The sequence below is a fragment of the Mucilaginibacter sp. 5C4 genome, assembly GCF_034345625.1.
GTDB lineage: Bacteria > Bacteroidota > Bacteroidia > Sphingobacteriales > Sphingobacteriaceae > Mucilaginibacter > Mucilaginibacter aurantiaciroseus.
On sequence record NZ_CP133775.1, the window covers coordinates 2,910,177 to 2,925,880 of the forward strand.

The window sequence follows — 15,704 nt, forward strand, 5'->3', positions numbered from 1 at the left end:
TTTATATATAATTTAAACCATAACACGTTAATAGTGTCATAATTGGCAATATGAAGAAATACATTTTCGGCGCAACACTTTCCCTTTCGATCCTTGCATTTAGCTCGTTTATTTTTCTAAACCAGGCTAATGATTATACCTCATTCAAGCAAGAATTTTTAGACCTGATAAACGAAACGCGTGGTAAAGGCTGTAAATGCGGCAGTAAATGGTACCCGCCTGCCCCACCAATGGTTTGGAACAACGATCTGGAAGAGGCAGCCAAAGGCCACGCGAAAGATATGGCCAAACAAAACTATTTTAGCCACGAAAGCAAAGATGGCCGCACCATGAATACCCGCATTGTTACCGCCGGCTATGTATTTAAAGGATGGAAAAGTTTTGCCATTGGCGAGAATATAGCCTTTGGGCAAACCAACATACCAGAAGTGATGGCCGGGTGGTTTAAAAGCGAAGGCCATTGTAAAAACTTAATGAACCCCGGCTATAAAGAAGTTGGCGTTGCCGAGAATAACAAATACTGGGTGCAGGATTTTGGCGGCCGCGAGGCCTTTAGCGAAGAACAGCAAAAACTGATTAAAAGCGGCAAGTACCGGTTGATACAGAAGTACTAAGTTTGAAGTATTAAGTCTATACTCAGAATACTTAATACTACCTACTATAGACTTAAGACTCTGTGGGCTTCTCTACTTTAGGGCCGCGCAGGTGCAATACTAAACCATTCAGGAAATTACGCAACAACTGGTCTTTACAGGGCTGAAAGTTTGGATGATCTTCGTTACGGAAGATAGCGCTCAACTCCGTCTTTGTGGTACGAAAATTGGCCAGTTTTAGTATCTCGACGATCTGGTCATCGCGCAGCTGAAGGGCCACACGAAGCTTTTTCATGATATCGTTATTGCTCATACTGCAAATATAAGTTATTGTTAGCATTTTGGGCTAAAGCCACGTGCTTGTTTCGCTATCCGCCCCATAAATGGCCGGCAATGAATTTTCAAATTAAAGTCTCTTCAAAATCATTGCCGTTTGCTAAAGCCAACGGACTACAAATAAGCTCAATCGCTTTAGCCTAATAAAATGTCGGTTTTTTATCCACCCCATAAGTGGGACAATGAATTAAAACTAAAATTTCAACATTTATCATTGCCGTTGGCTTCAGCCAACGGTTTATAAATTAAGCTTAGATGGCTTTAGCCAAAAGAATTTTAAAGTTATTTAATAGCCGGGGATAACTCCGCCCAGCCCATCAACTCCATTACCCGCTTAAACTCGTCATGCAATGGTGCATTAATAGTTATTTCCGCCCCCGTAACCGGATGCATGAATGTTAATTGCGACGCGTGCAGCAGCATGGTTTCCATTTCCCAGGTTTCTTTAAAAAATTTATTCTGCTTGTTACAACCATGCGTACGGTCGCCAATAATGGGGTGAAATATATGGGCGAAGTGTTTACGTAACTGGTGCATCCTTCCTGTTTCAGGCGATGCTTCAATTAACGAATACCTTGATGTTGGATGGCTGCCAAAAGGCACATCCAACTCCGCCCGTTGCAGGGTTACATATTTAGTTAACGCTTCCTGTAAGTTGCCGTTCTCTTTACGCAGCGGGTAGTCTATCTCTTCGGCATCGGGCGTGTAACCACGCAAAACGGCCAGGTATTTCTTTTTCACCCGGTTCTCCATAAAGGCCTGCTGCATGGCTATCTCGGTAGGCTTATCAAACGCAAAGAGCAATACCCCTCCTGTCTTCCTGTCTATACGGTGCGCGGGGTTTACTTTTTTCCCTATCTGGTCACGCAGTAATTGCAGGGCAAATTCCTCGGCATCGGCGGCGATGGATGAGCGGTGAACTAACAGTCCGTGCGGTTTGTTAATGGCTATTAAATGGTCGTCCTGATGAAGTATCTCGAGCATATGGAGGGCGAAAAAAGGTCTTTTAAAGGCGGTGTTGATGGGTGTCTCACTCCGTCCCATTTAGAAACAAGTGGGACACCCCTCATAAAATATATAAATAACTTATTTTAAATTAGTTAGCTTATTTTTGATAAGTATTTTTTCAACTAAAATTGCAAAATAGCCTTTTGTAATGTATTGATTATTAAATATTTGTACTTTAGTCCCACGTTGTGTAATATTTAGTGAGACACCCTGTTTTATTAACCTATTGCAAATTGAAACTGCCCGGTAATTTGGTTGAGTACATTGCTTTCGCCCGGTGCAAGCGGCTGTGGGTCTATCACAAAAACAGGGCTTTCCTCGTATCGCGAAGCAACACAAACGTGCGTATCGCCGGCATGCTCGGTAAACATTTTAAGGGCAAGGTCGGGGCAGTTATTATCTTTTGATAAATGCGCCAGCAAAACATGGCTCAAGTAATTGGGTTTATGATCGATGAACATATCCAGCGCCTGTTTATTGGATAAGTGGCCTTTGCCGCCGCAGATGCGGCGTTTTAAAAAGAACGGATACCTACCCTGTTCCATCATGTCCTCGTCGTAATTTGCTTCCAGGAAAACGGCATGGCATTGCGCAAAATGGCGGATCAGGTGCTCGCAGGGCGCGCCAATATCTGTAAATACACCAATGCGGGTATCGCCATCACTGATCATAAAGCTATGTGGTTCCACAGCATCGTGGTGTTTTGGGAACGGCATTACCTCAAGGCTACCTATCCTCACCGACTCGTAAGATCTTAAGCTGATGCAAAGTTCTTTAGGCACATCACCGCAATGATGAACGGTGCCATCGGTAACATAAACGGGCAGGCGGTATTTCTTAGCCAGTACGGCAAGGCCCTTAATGTGGTCAGAATGTTCGTGTGAAATAAAGATGGCTTTCACCTTTTGCATGGAAAGCCCGAGGCGCAGCATTCGCTTTTCTGTTTCGCGGCAGGATATGCCGGCATCAACCAGCACCGCTTCGTGCTCGTTACCAACGTAATAGCAATTGCCGTTACTCCCCGAATTCAATGACGCTATAAACACCGGCATAATTACAAAGTAAACCATTTTAGGCAAATACTAAAAGCTTTAGCGCGGTTAATTTTCAACAGTCAGAATTGTCATGGTGAGCCTGTCAAACCATTAGCAAACCGTAAAAGTCTTTGACAGGCTCAGACTGACAATCTCATTTGTCACACTATCCCCAAACAATTTTTACATACACAACATTAACACTAATGCCCGCGGATATTAACTATTATTGTATTGAAAAACGTTTATACCGATGCTATCTGAACCCACCTACCTCCCGGCCCGTATAGTTGCCCCCGAAATTGAGGCGCATTTTAAGAAGCACCAGTCGGAGGCGCAAAATATCCCCGATAGTAACGTGGCTACAGCACCCGATGAACACATCATTGAAGTAGTTATTGATACCGCGTTTTGGGCCAGCATGAGGCGCGAGGAAGGGCGTTCACCAAATATTTCGTTGGCATTATTACAGCCCTCACAATCCGACAAGCCATTAATTTTTGGCGAGAAATTAAGACTCACCACACAAAACCTCATCAAACTTGCACCAGCTGTTGAACAGCCGGGCATCCACCTGGGTGTTTGGCCTGATGGCGACGACCTGTTTATTTGGGGAACCACGCACAGTGTGCCTGCTATTTGTTTTGTACTGGAAGTGATAGAACCGGGACTGTTAGTGATCAAACACCGCCGTGTTGATGGCTTTGGTAAGTTTGTTAACGTAGCAGTTTTACAAGGCGACCAGATAAAAGTTTTAGATGAAGCCACCATGGGCGTAGCCGATTGCCCGCAGTTGCTTAAATCGCTTGCCAATATGCCGCTGCCATCTTATATGGGCGAATCGTTTAACGTGTTGGTACAACTGGCAGCATCTATGCGCCAGCATAAACGTGGTGGGTTGGTATTAATGGTACCTGCAGGCACAAGCAAGTGGAAGGAATCTATCGTACAACCCGTTAAATACCCGGTAATACCCGCATACGGATCTATAGATGAGTTAATGGCATTAACCGAACAGGAGCGCAAAAAACTGGAGTGGCAGGAATCGTTACTGGAAGCTATTGACCTGATAGGCGGTTTTACCGCTGTGGATGGCGCAACCATTATTACAGATAAATATGATCTGCTGGCCTTTGGCGCAAAGGCCGCGCGGTCTGAACGTAGCGAACCTGTAGGGCAAATTATTATGACAGAGCCTATTGCTGATGGCAAAGCCGTTAAAATGCACCCTGCCCAAAGTGGTGGCAGCCGCCATTTGGCAGCCGCCCAGTTTGTAAGCGATCAGCATGATGCAGTGGCGCTGGTAGCATCTCAAGACGGGCAGTTTACAGTTTTCGCCTGGTCGGTAGAATTGAATATGGTGCATGCACACCGCATAGATGTGCTGCTGCTTTAAAAGATGATAAAAAGCGAGCTCCGCTCCTTTTGCTCCAGGTTACTGCTGCGGTGGCCTTTGCCTGTAGTATCTTCCATTAACAGTATTTCGCCTTGCTGAAATAACCTTTTCTCACCCGTAGAAGTTTCTATCTGCACACCACCATCCAACAAAACTACGTATTGCTTTTGCGGGGCGTTATGCAGATCGTTATATCCCGCCGGCACTTTTCTAAATTGGACTTGCTTAACCGCTACATTATCGGATAAATGGCCTATCGCCCCGGCATCAGTTAATGGGTATTCCAATTCATCAAAACGGCTTTCGCCATCTGCATCGGCGTATACGCGGGTTAATTTAAATTTTTCCATGCAGGGCTAAAATTCTATCCCATTCGGGATGGCGTTTTAAATACGATTGTACATAACTACACAGCGGCACAAGCTTTAAATCCTTTTCTTCGATGTATTTAAAAGCCTTTTCAACCATTACTCCAGCAATACCACAACGTTCCAGCTCGGCAGGTACTTCGGTATGTACCAGGTAGATCTTGTCGCCCTTTGTTTTATAATCAATGAACGAGCGGTGCCCGCCTACCACAAACTCAAAGTTGTGGATGGCTTCGTTATTAGTGATCCCGATATCCTCGTAATTCATTTTCTTACTTTTTTAAACTGGCGCGATGTCCATAGCGCCAGTAAATAATCGATCAGTTTCTTCATTTAAATACAAGTTGGTTTGCTAATGCAATCTCGTCAAAACTTATGGTATGCTGGCGGCCTTTATATATTTTCAAGGTCACGTTCGCATTCATGCCTTTCAACACTTCCACGCTTTCCTGCACCCTGCTTACCGGCACATGCGGGTCGGGATCCCCGGTGGTGATCAATACAGGTGTGCATGCAAAATCTCCTTTGTAATTGGCGATATTTAACTCCTCACCAATTAACCCACCTGTAAAAGCTACCGCGCCGCCGTATTGTTTGGCGTTGCGGGTAATATATTCCAGCGTTAAACACGCCCCTTGTGAAAACCCTGCAAAGTAAATTTCATCGGCAGTAAAGCCATCGGCCAAAGCCTGTTCTACTACTTCATCTATTATAGAAAGTGCAGAGCTTAAAGCCGGTTCATTTTCCTCTACAGGCGCTAAAAAACTGTAGGGGTACCAACTATTATTGGTTGCCTGCGGCGCGTAAATGGCGATATCCTTAGCATTAAACTCGCCGGCAAGCCGCATGATATCTAAAGCAGAAGCGCCCCTGCCATGTAACATAATGAGGGCTGCTTTTGCATTGGCGGCGGGTGCGCCGCCAATGCTTATTTGTTTGCTGTGTGTGTACATTACTTAGTCTAATTTTGGTAACGATTTTTCTAAATGGCTGCGTAAACGTTCGTGTTGTTCAGGCAATTTTAGATTTTGGCCTAACTCTTCAACAGATTCGTCAGCGCTAAAGCCCGGGTTATCGGTCGCTATCTCAAACAATACTCCTCCCGGTTCGCGGAAGTATAGTGAGTAGAAGTAGTTACGGTCTATCTTATCAGTGATATTCAACCCTAAAGCGGCAATCTTATCACGGTACTGCATCAATACTTCCTCATTTTTAACCCTGAACGCTACATGGTGAACAGAGCCACCTGCAACATGCCCGGCAACTTCGCCCTGCACTTCTACCAGGTCGACTATATTAGCACCCTCGACCGCATCGGTTACAAAACGGTAACGGTTTACGTGTTGTTCTAATAATTTGTAGCCAAATACATTGGTTAAAATATCAGCTGTTGGCTGCATTTTGTTGGTAGTGATGGTTACGTTATGGAACCCTTTAGTAGCGTTATCAGCCTTGATCTCGTCGGTTTCCCACGGCAAACGGGTGTCTAAAAATTTTGAGGATATCAATTCCAGTTTTAAACCATCGGGGTCTAAGAAGGTAAGGTACTGTTCGCCAAATTTTTCGGCTACTTTGTTATAGGTTACGTTATGTTTTTCGAAGCGTTTTAACCAAAAATCAAAGCTGCCTTCGGGTACGGAGTAACCAATTTCAGTTGCCTGCCTTGCGCCTCTCCTGCCTGTTTGTACACCTTCCCAGGGGAAGAAAGTAAGGATAGTGCCGGGCGTACCTTGTTTATCACCGTAGTATAAGTGGTAGGTTTCGGGGTCGTCAAAGTTCACGGTTTTTTTAACCATGAGCTGGCCCAATACTTTGGTATAAAAATCGTAATTGCGTTTGGCATTCCCTGCTATTGCTGTGATGTGGTGGATGCCGTTGATTGTATTTTCCATGATCGTGTGTGTTTTATATTTAATGTTTAAGTTTCTTTTTAAAATTCAAGTGTGCCGAATAAACCGTTCTTGTAGTCCTCAATGGCTTGGTTGGTTTCTTCGGCGGTGTTCATTACAAAATTGTCTTTAGCAGCAACCGGCTCATCAATGGGCTCGGCGCTCAGGAACAGGATCTGCGTATCTTCTTCGGCGGTGAGGATGATCTCTTCGTTATCCTTTTCAAACACCACCAAATTGTACTGGCCTACCGTTTCCTGGTTTACATTTACGCTGCCTTTGGCTATGTAAAGCAATGTCCAGTAACCCGGGGTTGCCATCATTTGTACCTTTTTGCCTTTCGCTATCTCGCCAACAACAGACACCACCGGTGTAATACTTTTTATCGGGCCTGTTTGGCCGTCATACGTACCGCTTGCCAATCTCAGGTTTACACCCTCCTGCTGCAACACATTTGGCTGCTGCGTTTTGGTAGCCGATTGATAGGTTGGCTCATCCCATTTATTGGCTTTGGGTACATTGATCCATAATTGGATCAGTTCCTGTGTGCCGCCATTTTTCAACAGTTTGGCCGTGGGGCCTTCGCTGTGCAGAACGCCTTTGCCTGCAAACATCCATTGTACATTGCCTGCGTTGATAATGCCATTGTGGCCTGCGCTATCCTTATGGTAACCTTCGCCTTGCAGCTGAAAGGTAACCGGTGCAAACCCACGGTGCGGATGCGGGTGGATCCTCGACTCCTGCCCCGGGGTAATTTGCTTTGGCCCCATATGATGTAGCACTATGAACGGATTAGCAAACCTGAAATCCATGTGTGGCAATGGCTGCCTTACACTTACTTCTTTGGTTATTTGCTTTTCGCGCCCTGCAAGTATGTGTTGGATCTTCTTTTTCATATCTCTTTCGATTTGATATAACAAAGATAGCCTGCACACGCACGCAGCCCAATAATATAGGTTAACGCCAATACTTATGGCATGTTAAGAAGAAAACTTAATGTAGATTAAGAGGATGAGCAGGTTTGTTATTGGAGCGAGGTGTGGGGTGTGAGGAGCGTTCAATTTTCATTTTATTATATGATCCTAAATTGACTGGCGATCATAGGCACAGAGGCTACTATTCGCTCCCGCTCCCTCCTCGCAACCTATTTCACTATCTGCGTATTCAGCATTTTACTTAAAAACTCAGGAGTAACACCAATATATGATGCCACCTGTTTTTGGGGAAGGGTTTTGATAAGCGATGGGTAAAGCTGACAAAAATTAGCATAACGCTCCATCGCCGCGAAGATGGCGTTGTCTATTTGCCTGTGCTGATAGGTGGCAATAGCGTTTTGCCCAATAATGCGGTTAAAGCGTTCAAACTTGGGTACTTTAAGGTTCAGTTCCTCAAAATCGTTCTTGTTAATGAAAATGTATTCGCTATCGTCAATAGCGTCAATATTGAGGCGGGCAGGCTCGGAGGTGATGTAGCTGCGCATATCGGTGATCCACCAACCGGCGGGGGCAAATTGCAGTACATGTTCGGTGCCATTCTTATCAACCGCGTAACTGCGCAGGCATCCGTTGGTAACAAAAATTATTTTGGAGCTGATGTCGCCTTCTTCCAGCACAAACTGTTTGCGTTTGGCTTTTTTATAGTGGAGGATGGATAACAGCATCTGCTCTTCCTGCTCATCGAGCGTTACGTATTTGGCAATACTGCTAAGCAAAAGGCTGTTATCCATCGGCATAAATATATTAAAAATAGCTTATACCTTTTTAAACAGTGCTATACCGTTGTGGCCGCCAAAGCCAAACGTATTACTTAAAGCCACATCAACTTTTTTGTTGATAGCTTCTTTTATTACAATATGCAAATTAGAAGGAACCTCAGGGTCGATGGTTTGCGTATTAATTGTCGGCGGGATAATACCATCTGTGATCGCTTTTATAGCAATGATGGATTCTATCGCACCGGCAGCACCCAACAGGTGGCCCGTCATAGATTTTGTCGCGCTTACTGCAAGGTTGTTGTTACCCCCAAACACCGCGCTTATCGCTTTGGATTCGCTTAGGTCGCCAACCGGGGTCGAGGTAGCGTGTGCGTTCACATAATCCACTTGATCAGCGTTTAAACCGGCATCATGCAGGGCATATTTCATCCCCTGGATAGCGCCTTTACCTTCAGGGTGGGTAGCAGTAATGTGGTACGCATCAGATGTCATTGCAGCACCGGCAACCTCGGCATAAATTTTTGCGCCACGGGCTACGGCGTGTTCGTATTCTTCAAATACCAAAACACCGGCACCCTCGCCCATCAAAAAGCCATCCCGATCTACATCAAACGGGCGGGAAGCGGTCTCCGGCGAATCGTTACGGTTTGATAAAGCTTTTAAAGCGTTATAACCACCAATAGATGCTTCGCTGATAGGCGCATCGGCACCACCGGTTATAATAATTTTTGCTTTACCCCAACGGATGTAGTTAAGGGCATCCATTATGGCAGTATTAGCAGATGCACAAGCCGATACGGCAGAGAAGTTGATCCCCATGTAACCGTACTTGATAGAAATAAGGCCCGAAGCCATGTTCACCAAAGTTTTAGGGATAAAGAAGGGGTTAAAATGCGGTTGAAAGCCGTTAGCGGCATAATCACGCACCTGTTGTTCAAAAGTCTCGAACCCTCCCTGTGCCGAACCCATAATAACGCCCACATCAAACGGCGACATCTTATCCAGCTCAAAACCCGAATCTTCAATAGCTTCTTTGGCAGCAACCAAGGCATATTGGGTGTAAAGATCGTTACGTTTTATCTCATTACGATCGAGGTGATCAAGCATTGTAAAATCTTTTATCTCGGCGGCAAAATGGGTTTTAAAACCGCTCGCGTCGAAACGGGTTATTTTAGCAGCGTTACTACGGCCTGCTACAATGTTTGTCCAAAAACTTTTAATATCGTTCCCCGCAGGCGATACTACACCAAGGCCCGTAATAACAACTCTTTTCATGCTTATTATACTGCTAAAAATCGGCCAAAGTTTTAATACCCGGGCCGCTGCAATTGTGGGCGCAAATGTAAATGAATATGCGCTTAAATAAGCAATCAATGGGTAAACTTTTCTCTATCTTTTAAAGCGGTATTTGTAAAAATGGTAAATTGCGCCCTTTATTATATACTATGCAAGAGTTACAAGAACCATTTGATGTATTGGTAAGCGGAGTTGTTTACGCTGTTTTCCCCGAAGAAGATAACGTTTACACCATATTTAAGGCCGGAACCGAGTTTGGCAAAATAGAAAAGGACACCGATAATGTTTGGCTAAAACTAAACCCGGAAACCGATACCCCCATGTTTGATAACGACCCCGAAGTTGATGCCATTGGCCAGGCAATTACCAACTACGTGCCCGAACCAGAGGATGAAGACGACGAGAATTTTGAATAAGATAATATCCTTATATTAGGCCTACCAATCCCTAAATAAAATGCAAAGACGCTCGTTCGTAAAAGGATCATTAATAAGTGGCGCCGCCGCCGCTATTGCACCTATAGCAACCATGGCACAATCCAAACCTTTAAAAGATAAGATCCCCTATGTAGAACACTACGAACTAAGGGTTTACACTTTTAAAGACGAGCGCCAGCAAAAAATTACCGAAGATTTTTACAAGGATGTTTTTGTGCCGCTTATTAAACAGCAACGATACGAAACCGTAGGTGTTTTTACGGAATTAAATCCCGCGGGGCAAACAAAACTTTATGTATTGATCCCTTTTAACACTTATGTGCATGCAGAAGGCCTGTATTATTTTTTAGAAGATAATAAGGATTACTGGACACGCGGCGCAGCCTACCTGAACGCCCCGGCGGATAACCCGGCATTTGAGCACCTGGAAACTTCGATGATGAAGGCGTTTAAGCACATGCCTTCAAAACAACTCCCTCCGCGCGACCAGCGCATCTTTGAACTTCGCCAGTATAAAAGCGCGAGCGAAGCTGCCGGTAAAAAAAAGATAGAGATGTTTAACGACCAGGGCGAAATTGATATTTTTAAACGCCTTGGCTTTAAGCCGGTATTCTTCGGTGAAACCATTATTGGTAACGACAGGCCGAACCTAACCTACATGGTTACTTTTAAGGATATGGAGAACAAAGCCGCCCACTGGAAAAGTTTTGTGGATGACGCACAATGGAAAAAGATAAGCGTAGTACCGGGTTATGCCGATGCTTTGCTGGTATCTAAAATAACATCAACCATGTTGGTGCCAACGGCATATTCGGGGATCTGATCAAATATTACACACATATCCCAAAATATCTGTTCGGTTTTTAAACCCCACACGTTGGTAAACCCTAATAGCCGGGTTATCGGCCAGTACATGCAGAAAGGGGGTCTTCCCTGCTGCCATAATACGTTTGATCTGCTCGTTCAATAAGATGCCCGCATAACCTTTACCCAGGTGATCGGGATGGGTGCAAACTGCGCTGATCTCTACATACGGCAGTGGCTGCATGCGTTGGCCTGCCATGGCTACCAATTTGCCCTCGGCAAAAATACCGGTGTATTCGCCAAATTCTATAGTGCGCTGCAGGAACGGGCCGGGTGCGGTAAGCTCGGTTAAGGCAAGCATTTCGGGGATATGCCCCTCGCCCAGATCAGTAATATTTTGTGCCGATTGGTGTGCCGGGACTGGCCCATCGTAAACCATTTGCTTCATTTCAAAAGTCTTAACAACCTGCCATTGTTCGGGGAATTTAATTTCATCCGTACTAAAGAAAACGTAAGGCCCATTATCAGGCACCATGTCGCGTAAAGCAGCAAAATTATCTTCGGTAACACCCGCTAAACCCGCAAACGGCGCAACATCCCTTTGGAAATAAGTAGCATCGCTGTCGCCAACATCAAGATGTTTGCTACCGGTTACAAGGGCATTATAGATGGGGTTATCGAGTACGTGCTGCATATATAGGTTTAACGCGCAAACTTAAAAGTTAATGACAAAATAAACATCATATGCAGATAATTCTTCGACAATAAAAAAGCCCGCGTCATCTCAACCGCGGGCTTAAATCAAATATAAAAATTAATAAATAATTTTTATTGCACTAATACCATGTGCTGGTAAGGCTGCAGGTATAGGCTACTGCCTAAAGTTACCTCAGCATTTGTGAAAGCGTTTTTCCAGCCTGCGCCTGCCAATGCGGGAGGCACGGTATAAGTGGCGTTGTTGCCACGGATGTTAGCTATCACCAAAACCTTTTGTTTATCGTTCGATTTTGTGAACGCGGCCACATTATCGCTGCTGTAAACGGTCAGGTCGCCGGTTTTAACGGCTTCACTGCCGGCGCGGAAGTTTAGGATGCTCTTGTACTCGGCCGTCATATCCGGGTTGGTTGTCCAGTCGATAGGTGTATTATAAAAGAAATCTATCTTTTGTGTGGTGCCTACTTCCTGTCCGTTGTAGATCATCGGTACACCTTTCATATAAGCCGTTACCAGGAATGCTGCCATTGAGCCTGTTTTGCCGCCATAAATATTTACAGGGCTGCCATCGCTCAGGTAAACATCGTGGTTGGTAGTGTACCTAACCACCTGCGAACCCGGCAATGCCGAGGCATATTCGGCAGTGTTAGTGTTTTGCAAAACACTTAATGAGCTGGCTGCATCAAAAACTTTATTCTTCAGGTCTGAGTAATAACCCATCCCATAAACCATTTGGAAACCGGCCTTAAAATGATCGGCGCGGGTACCTTCTGCAAGCATCAGTAGCTTGTGGGTGGTGATGCTTTTCATGGCATCATTGGCTTCTTTCCAAAAATCAAGCGGTACAAAATCGGCGGCATCGCAACGGTAACCATCGATATTGGCGTTGTAAACCCAGTATTTCATGGCGTCTATCATCGCGGCACGCATATCTTTATTGGTATAATCGAGCGCAATTACGTCCGACCAATTGGTGCCTGTGGGAGGGATAAAGTTACCGTTCGCATCCTGCTTGTACCAGCTTTTGTTAGCTGTCCAGGCGTTATCCCAAGAGGTATGGTTTGCAACCCAATCGAGCATTACGGCCATACCCTTCGCGTGCGCGGCATCAACTAAAGCACGCAGGTCATCCAGTGTGCCAAATTCGGTATTTACAGCCTTGTAGTCCTTAACTGAGTAAGGCGAGCCTAAGCCACCTGCAGACTTTACTACCCCTACCGGGTAAATTGGCATCAGGTAAACTACGTTTATACCAAGGGCTTTGATGTTATCAAGCTTGGCGGTTATGCTTTTAAAATCGTGATTTTGGCTGAATGCACGCAGGTTTACCTGGTAAATTGCGGCATCGGTTGTGGCGGGCACACCGGCAAATGGCGTACCGTACTGCGCGTAAGCCGGATCAGTTTTAACGTTGTTATTGCTATCCTTTTTACAAAAACTAAAAATGGTTACGAGCGATAAAAGCAGCAGTTTCATTAGTGTTGGTTTGAATTTCATGATATCAAATTAAATAGGGCGATGGCAGGCACCGCCCCATGAATTAATTTTTCTTTATAGTGTAATTGTAGTTTGACGGATCGTGCAGATCAAGCGTAAGGGTGTAATTACCATCAGACGGTACGGTGATGTTATTGATGCCCGATACATTCCCATAAACAGGGCTATCAGCATAAGTAAGTTTACCATCTGCGTCAATACCAAAATCAATTTTCCACTCGTTATTAGCGCGGAATTTGAACGAACCCGACTTTTTCATGTCGCAGGTTACGCTCCATACTTTTTTTGCAGGGTCGTAAGCAAGCTGGGTATCGGTATCCCATCCCCCCGGTGAGGCATCGCCCAATATTGACCAGGTGGTTTTCACTGCCAACCAGGTATTGGTATTGAGGTTGATGGATAACTGCATGTAGCCGGGCCCAGGCGCTACCAAACCACCTGCTAAACCATCTCCGGTAACTGCACCGTTGCCGCCGTCACCATAGTTAATATGGCTCCAATCCTGCGCGGTGGTAAATTTGTAGTAATAGTTATCCGTAGCAGGCATATAAATGTACGCCTCGTAAATTTTGGGTTTTAACGCTGCCGCGGTTGGTGCTTCGCCCGGGTTCCATCCCTGGTAGTTGCCGGGGATATACAATAACGGGTATACCGCAACTGGCTGGTAAGGTGTTACCTTTAAAGTAAGCGCCCTGGTGTAAGCGTACTGATCCTGGTAAGATTGGATCCTTACTACCAGCGCACCTTGCGCACCGGGTGTTAAACCCAGGTTGAGCGCCATGGTGTTCAGATCTTTACCTAAGTAAGATTTGCTTAGCACATCCTTACCTACCACAACCGTTTTGGCGTTTGCCCAGGCGTTGTTGCCCACAGTATCTGCAGGAACATCTATTTGTAAGGTATAAGTTACCGATGCCTTAACCGGGTACTTAACCGCCGGCCATGCAAACGTTACAACGGATGATGTATCGTTAGACTTAGCAAGGGTTACCGCGCTTTTAGACACGGTTGGCTCCGAAACAAATGACACGGTTGTCATCTTGGTTATCTCCGCCTCCTTTTTACAAGCCGCCAAGCCTGCAAAAAGTACAATTGAAAGGTATATTAATTTTTTCATGTCTATTAATTGATTAATAACCGGGATTTTGTTTTAATGTAGGGTTGGCATCAAGCGCGCCCGTAGGTATCGGGAATATTTGCTTGTAGGCTGGTGATGTTGGTACAAAACCATGCGCTAAAGTAAATTTACCAAACCTGATCATGTCCTGCCTGCGATGGCCTTCCATGTTCAGCTCAAAGCCGCGCTCATCATAAATATTGTTAAGCGTTGGGCCGGCGATTGCGCCTAAACCTGCCCTTGTCCTTATCTGGTTAATGAAAGGTGCAGCAGCACCGGGGTTGCCTAAGCGTACGTTACACTCTGCCTGCATCAGCAATACATCGGCATACCTGTACACCGGGAAATCGTTTGAAGCGCCACTGGCATCAACAGGTGCGGCAGGGAAGAATTTAACATCCCTGATACCTTCATCTGGTGCAGCACCCGGGTCGATCAGTGATGATACATCTCTGGTGTAGGTAACGCTACCCGCTTGGGCACCAACAAGGAATTGCTTTTTACGAACGTCCTTATCATCAAACTTATCGTAAAACTCTGATGGGATAACCGTACCGTTCCAGCCCGAATAACCGATGAGGGCTTTACCATTGGCACTGTTTAAACTGCGGATGCCTATTATATTACCACTGATAACATTTTCGGTTATAAACAAAGCCAGGATGGTTTCGTCGTTAGGGCAAACGTCGCCAAATAACTCATAGTACTGCGAGCCAAGCGGGCTACTTGCGTTTAACGCGCCGCTATGTAAGGTAAAGCCACCTGTTGCTACTTTATTAGCCGCGGCAAGTGCATCGGCCCAACGCGGTGTACCGGTATAAACCTCCGCATTTAGGTAAAGCTTTGCCAACACCATATAACCTGCCCATTTGTTAAAACGGCCATAGTACTGCGTGCCGCGGGTTTCAGATAATTGGTCTACATTTTCCTTTAATTCTGTCTCAATAAATTTGAAAACCTCGGCGCGTTTAGCCTGTGGTATCTTAGATACATCGGTATTGTTATCGGTATAGAATGGCACATCGCCAAAATCATCTATAGCCAAATAATACAACCATGCCCTTATCACCTTTGCTTCGGCAATTTTTGCCGGGTCGGCCTTTGCCGCGGTAAGCTGGGCAATTGCAAGGTTAGCGCTGTAAACAGATGAGTAGATCCAGTTCCAGGTGTTATTGATAATACTGAGATTTGTTTGGGCAGTACGGGTGTAAAGCTGCGCAAAATCAAGCTGCCAGTCGCCGGTGTTACGGTGAGGTATCACCTGCTCGTCGCTCGAGTACGAGTTCAGATCGTACCAGCAATTATCGCGGCCTGCGTAGTTGCTTCCCCAGCTGCCGGTTACTTTGCTATAAACGTTGGCCAAAGCAACATTGGCACCTGCCGGCGAAGCATAAAACTCGTTGGTACCGTATTTATCGTAAACGTTTTCGTTAACCTTGGTACAACTTTGGGTAACCAGGCCAACAATTGCGGTAATTAGTAATATTTTTTTCATGATTGG

The 15,704-nt window shown here is 45.3% G+C and carries 18 protein-coding genes; 4 read left to right on the top strand and 14 right to left on the bottom strand.

From position 1 onward, the window contains the following. The first annotated feature begins 50 nt into the window (after window positions 1-50). Window positions 51-614, top strand: a complete 564-nt coding sequence (locus RHM67_RS13635) for a CAP domain-containing protein (RefSeq protein WP_322227336.1) — start codon at window positions 51-53, stop codon at window positions 612-614. A 52-nt stretch (window positions 615-666) separates the two neighbouring features. On the opposite strand, the gene RHM67_RS13640 is transcribed toward RHM67_RS13635, so the two are convergent. The 3 genes from RHM67_RS13640 to RHM67_RS13650 all read right to left on the bottom strand — a co-directional run bounded on the left by RHM67_RS13640 (window position 667) and on the right by RHM67_RS13650 (window position 3,007). Beyond that, window positions 667-906 (bottom strand): DUF1456 family protein, encoded by a 240-nt coding sequence (locus RHM67_RS13640; protein WP_252757240.1) that lies wholly within the window; start codon window positions 904-906, stop codon window positions 667-669. Between the two features lie 305 nt (window positions 907-1,211). Beyond that, window positions 1,212-1,913, bottom strand: coding sequence for a pseudouridine synthase (locus RHM67_RS13645; protein WP_322227337.1), 702 nt, complete (start codon window positions 1,911-1,913; stop codon window positions 1,212-1,214). Window positions 1,914-2,155: 242 nt separating this feature from the next. Further along, window positions 2,156-3,007 (bottom strand): MBL fold metallo-hydrolase, encoded by an 852-nt coding sequence (locus tag RHM67_RS13650; protein ID WP_322227338.1) that lies wholly within the window; start codon window positions 3,005-3,007, stop codon window positions 2,156-2,158. Between the two features lie 217 nt (window positions 3,008-3,224). Between RHM67_RS13650 and RHM67_RS13655 the strand changes: the two genes are divergently transcribed. Next, window positions 3,225-4,367, top strand: coding sequence for a putative sensor domain DACNV-containing protein (locus RHM67_RS13655; RefSeq protein WP_322227339.1), 1,143 nt, complete (start codon window positions 3,225-3,227; stop codon window positions 4,365-4,367). Here RHM67_RS13655 and RHM67_RS13660 read toward each other — a convergent pair. The 7 genes from RHM67_RS13660 to fabF all read right to left on the bottom strand — a co-directional run bounded on the left by RHM67_RS13660 (window position 4,364) and on the right by fabF (window position 9,613). After that, entirely contained in the window at window positions 4,364-4,717 is a 354-nt protein-coding gene (locus RHM67_RS13660) for a hypothetical protein (RefSeq protein ID WP_322227340.1), read from the bottom strand. The two genes, RHM67_RS13655 and RHM67_RS13660, sit on opposite strands and share 4 nt — an antisense overlap. Continuing rightward, window positions 4,704-5,003 (bottom strand): GNAT family N-acetyltransferase, encoded by a 300-nt coding sequence (locus RHM67_RS13665; protein WP_322227341.1) that lies wholly within the window; start codon window positions 5,001-5,003, stop codon window positions 4,704-4,706. Before RHM67_RS13665 ends, RHM67_RS13660 begins: the two co-directional genes overlap by 14 nt. Window positions 5,004-5,064: 61 nt before the next feature. Then, window positions 5,065-5,688 (bottom strand): alpha/beta hydrolase, encoded by a 624-nt coding sequence (locus RHM67_RS13670; protein ID WP_322227342.1) that lies wholly within the window; start codon window positions 5,686-5,688, stop codon window positions 5,065-5,067. A 3-nt stretch (window positions 5,689-5,691) separates the two neighbouring features. Further along, window positions 5,692-6,627 carry a ring-cleaving dioxygenase gene (locus RHM67_RS13675; RefSeq protein WP_322227343.1) on the bottom strand — a complete coding sequence of 312 codons (936 nt, stop codon included), beginning with the start codon at window positions 6,625-6,627 and terminating at the stop codon, window positions 5,692-5,694. Between the two features lie 38 nt (window positions 6,628-6,665). Next, a complete protein-coding gene (locus RHM67_RS13680; RefSeq protein ID WP_322227344.1) occupies window positions 6,666-7,520 on the bottom strand; it encodes a pirin family protein in 855 nt (284 codons plus the stop codon). 248 nt (window positions 7,521-7,768) lie between these two features. Then, window positions 7,769-8,350 (bottom strand): Crp/Fnr family transcriptional regulator, encoded by a 582-nt coding sequence (locus RHM67_RS13685; RefSeq protein ID WP_322227345.1) that lies wholly within the window; start codon window positions 8,348-8,350, stop codon window positions 7,769-7,771. 24 nt (window positions 8,351-8,374) lie between these two features. Then, complete coding sequence (gene fabF, locus RHM67_RS13690; protein WP_322227346.1) at window positions 8,375-9,613, bottom strand: beta-ketoacyl-ACP synthase II; 1,239 nt, start codon at window positions 9,611-9,613, stop codon at window positions 8,375-8,377. Window positions 9,614-9,783: 170 nt separating this feature from the next. Between fabF and RHM67_RS13695 the strand changes: the two genes are divergently transcribed. Both RHM67_RS13695 and RHM67_RS13700 read left to right on the top strand, forming a co-directional pair. Next, complete coding sequence (locus RHM67_RS13695; RefSeq protein WP_322227347.1) at window positions 9,784-10,050, top strand: hypothetical protein; 267 nt, start codon at window positions 9,784-9,786, stop codon at window positions 10,048-10,050. 40 nt (window positions 10,051-10,090) lie between these two features. Beyond that, a complete protein-coding gene (locus RHM67_RS13700; protein WP_322227348.1) occupies window positions 10,091-10,894 on the top strand; it encodes an NIPSNAP family protein in 804 nt (267 codons plus the stop codon). Here the strand turns inward: RHM67_RS13700 and RHM67_RS13705 are convergent, their stop codons facing one another. The 4 genes from RHM67_RS13705 to RHM67_RS13720 form a co-directional block, all read right to left on the bottom strand. Continuing rightward, complete coding sequence (locus RHM67_RS13705; RefSeq protein WP_322227349.1) at window positions 10,895-11,569, bottom strand: GNAT family N-acetyltransferase; 675 nt, start codon at window positions 11,567-11,569, stop codon at window positions 10,895-10,897. 134 nt (window positions 11,570-11,703) lie between these two features. Further along, window positions 11,704-13,086, bottom strand: coding sequence for an alpha-amylase family glycosyl hydrolase (locus RHM67_RS13710; RefSeq protein WP_322227350.1), 1,383 nt, complete (start codon window positions 13,084-13,086; stop codon window positions 11,704-11,706). Between the two features lie 43 nt (window positions 13,087-13,129). Further along, window positions 13,130-14,203, bottom strand: coding sequence for a SusE domain-containing protein (locus tag RHM67_RS13715; protein WP_322227351.1), 1,074 nt, complete (start codon window positions 14,201-14,203; stop codon window positions 13,130-13,132). A gap of 13 nt (window positions 14,204-14,216) precedes the next feature. Next, window positions 14,217-15,698 (bottom strand): RagB/SusD family nutrient uptake outer membrane protein, encoded by a 1,482-nt coding sequence (locus RHM67_RS13720; protein WP_322227352.1) that lies wholly within the window; start codon window positions 15,696-15,698, stop codon window positions 14,217-14,219. Window positions 15,699-15,704 lie beyond the last annotated feature (6 nt).

Excerpts from the sequence above, each read along its gene's own strand:
- RHM67_RS13635 (WP_322227336.1), top strand. The coding sequence starts at position 51 with ATGAAGAAATACATTTTCGGCGCAACACTTTCCCTTTCGATCCTTGCA.
- RHM67_RS13640 (WP_252757240.1), bottom strand. The coding sequence starts at position 906 with ATGAGCAATAACGATATCATGAAAAAGCTTCGTGTGGCCCTTCAGCTG.
- RHM67_RS13645 (WP_322227337.1), bottom strand. The coding sequence starts at position 1,913 with ATGCTCGAGATACTTCATCAGGACGACCATTTAATAGCCATTAACAAA.
- RHM67_RS13650 (WP_322227338.1), bottom strand. The coding sequence starts at position 3,007 with ATGGTTTACTTTGTAATTATGCCGGTGTTTATAGCGTCATTGAATTCG.
- RHM67_RS13655 (WP_322227339.1), top strand. The coding sequence starts at position 3,225 with ATGCTATCTGAACCCACCTACCTCCCGGCCCGTATAGTTGCCCCCGAA.
- RHM67_RS13660 (WP_322227340.1), bottom strand. The coding sequence starts at position 4,717 with ATGGAAAAATTTAAATTAACCCGCGTATACGCCGATGCAGATGGCGAA.
- RHM67_RS13665 (WP_322227341.1), bottom strand. The coding sequence starts at position 5,003 with ATGAATTACGAGGATATCGGGATCACTAATAACGAAGCCATCCACAAC.
- RHM67_RS13670 (WP_322227342.1), bottom strand. The coding sequence starts at position 5,688 with ATGTACACACACAGCAAACAAATAAGCATTGGCGGCGCACCCGCCGCC.
- RHM67_RS13675 (WP_322227343.1), bottom strand. The coding sequence starts at position 6,627 with ATGGAAAATACAATCAACGGCATCCACCACATCACAGCAATAGCAGGG.
- RHM67_RS13680 (WP_322227344.1), bottom strand. The coding sequence starts at position 7,520 with ATGAAAAAGAAGATCCAACACATACTTGCAGGGCGCGAAAAGCAAATA.
- RHM67_RS13685 (WP_322227345.1), bottom strand. The coding sequence starts at position 8,350 with ATGGATAACAGCCTTTTGCTTAGCAGTATTGCCAAATACGTAACGCTC.
- fabF (WP_322227346.1), bottom strand. The coding sequence starts at position 9,613 with ATGAAAAGAGTTGTTATTACGGGCCTTGGTGTAGTATCGCCTGCGGGG.
- RHM67_RS13695 (WP_322227347.1), top strand. The coding sequence starts at position 9,784 with ATGCAAGAGTTACAAGAACCATTTGATGTATTGGTAAGCGGAGTTGTT.
- RHM67_RS13700 (WP_322227348.1), top strand. The coding sequence starts at position 10,091 with ATGCAAAGACGCTCGTTCGTAAAAGGATCATTAATAAGTGGCGCCGCC.
- RHM67_RS13705 (WP_322227349.1), bottom strand. The coding sequence starts at position 11,569 with ATGCAGCACGTACTCGATAACCCCATCTATAATGCCCTTGTAACCGGT.
- RHM67_RS13710 (WP_322227350.1), bottom strand. The coding sequence starts at position 13,086 with ATGAAATTCAAACCAACACTAATGAAACTGCTGCTTTTATCGCTCGTA.
- RHM67_RS13715 (WP_322227351.1), bottom strand. The coding sequence starts at position 14,203 with ATGAAAAAATTAATATACCTTTCAATTGTACTTTTTGCAGGCTTGGCG.
- RHM67_RS13720 (WP_322227352.1), bottom strand. The coding sequence starts at position 15,698 with ATGAAAAAAATATTACTAATTACCGCAATTGTTGGCCTGGTTACCCAA.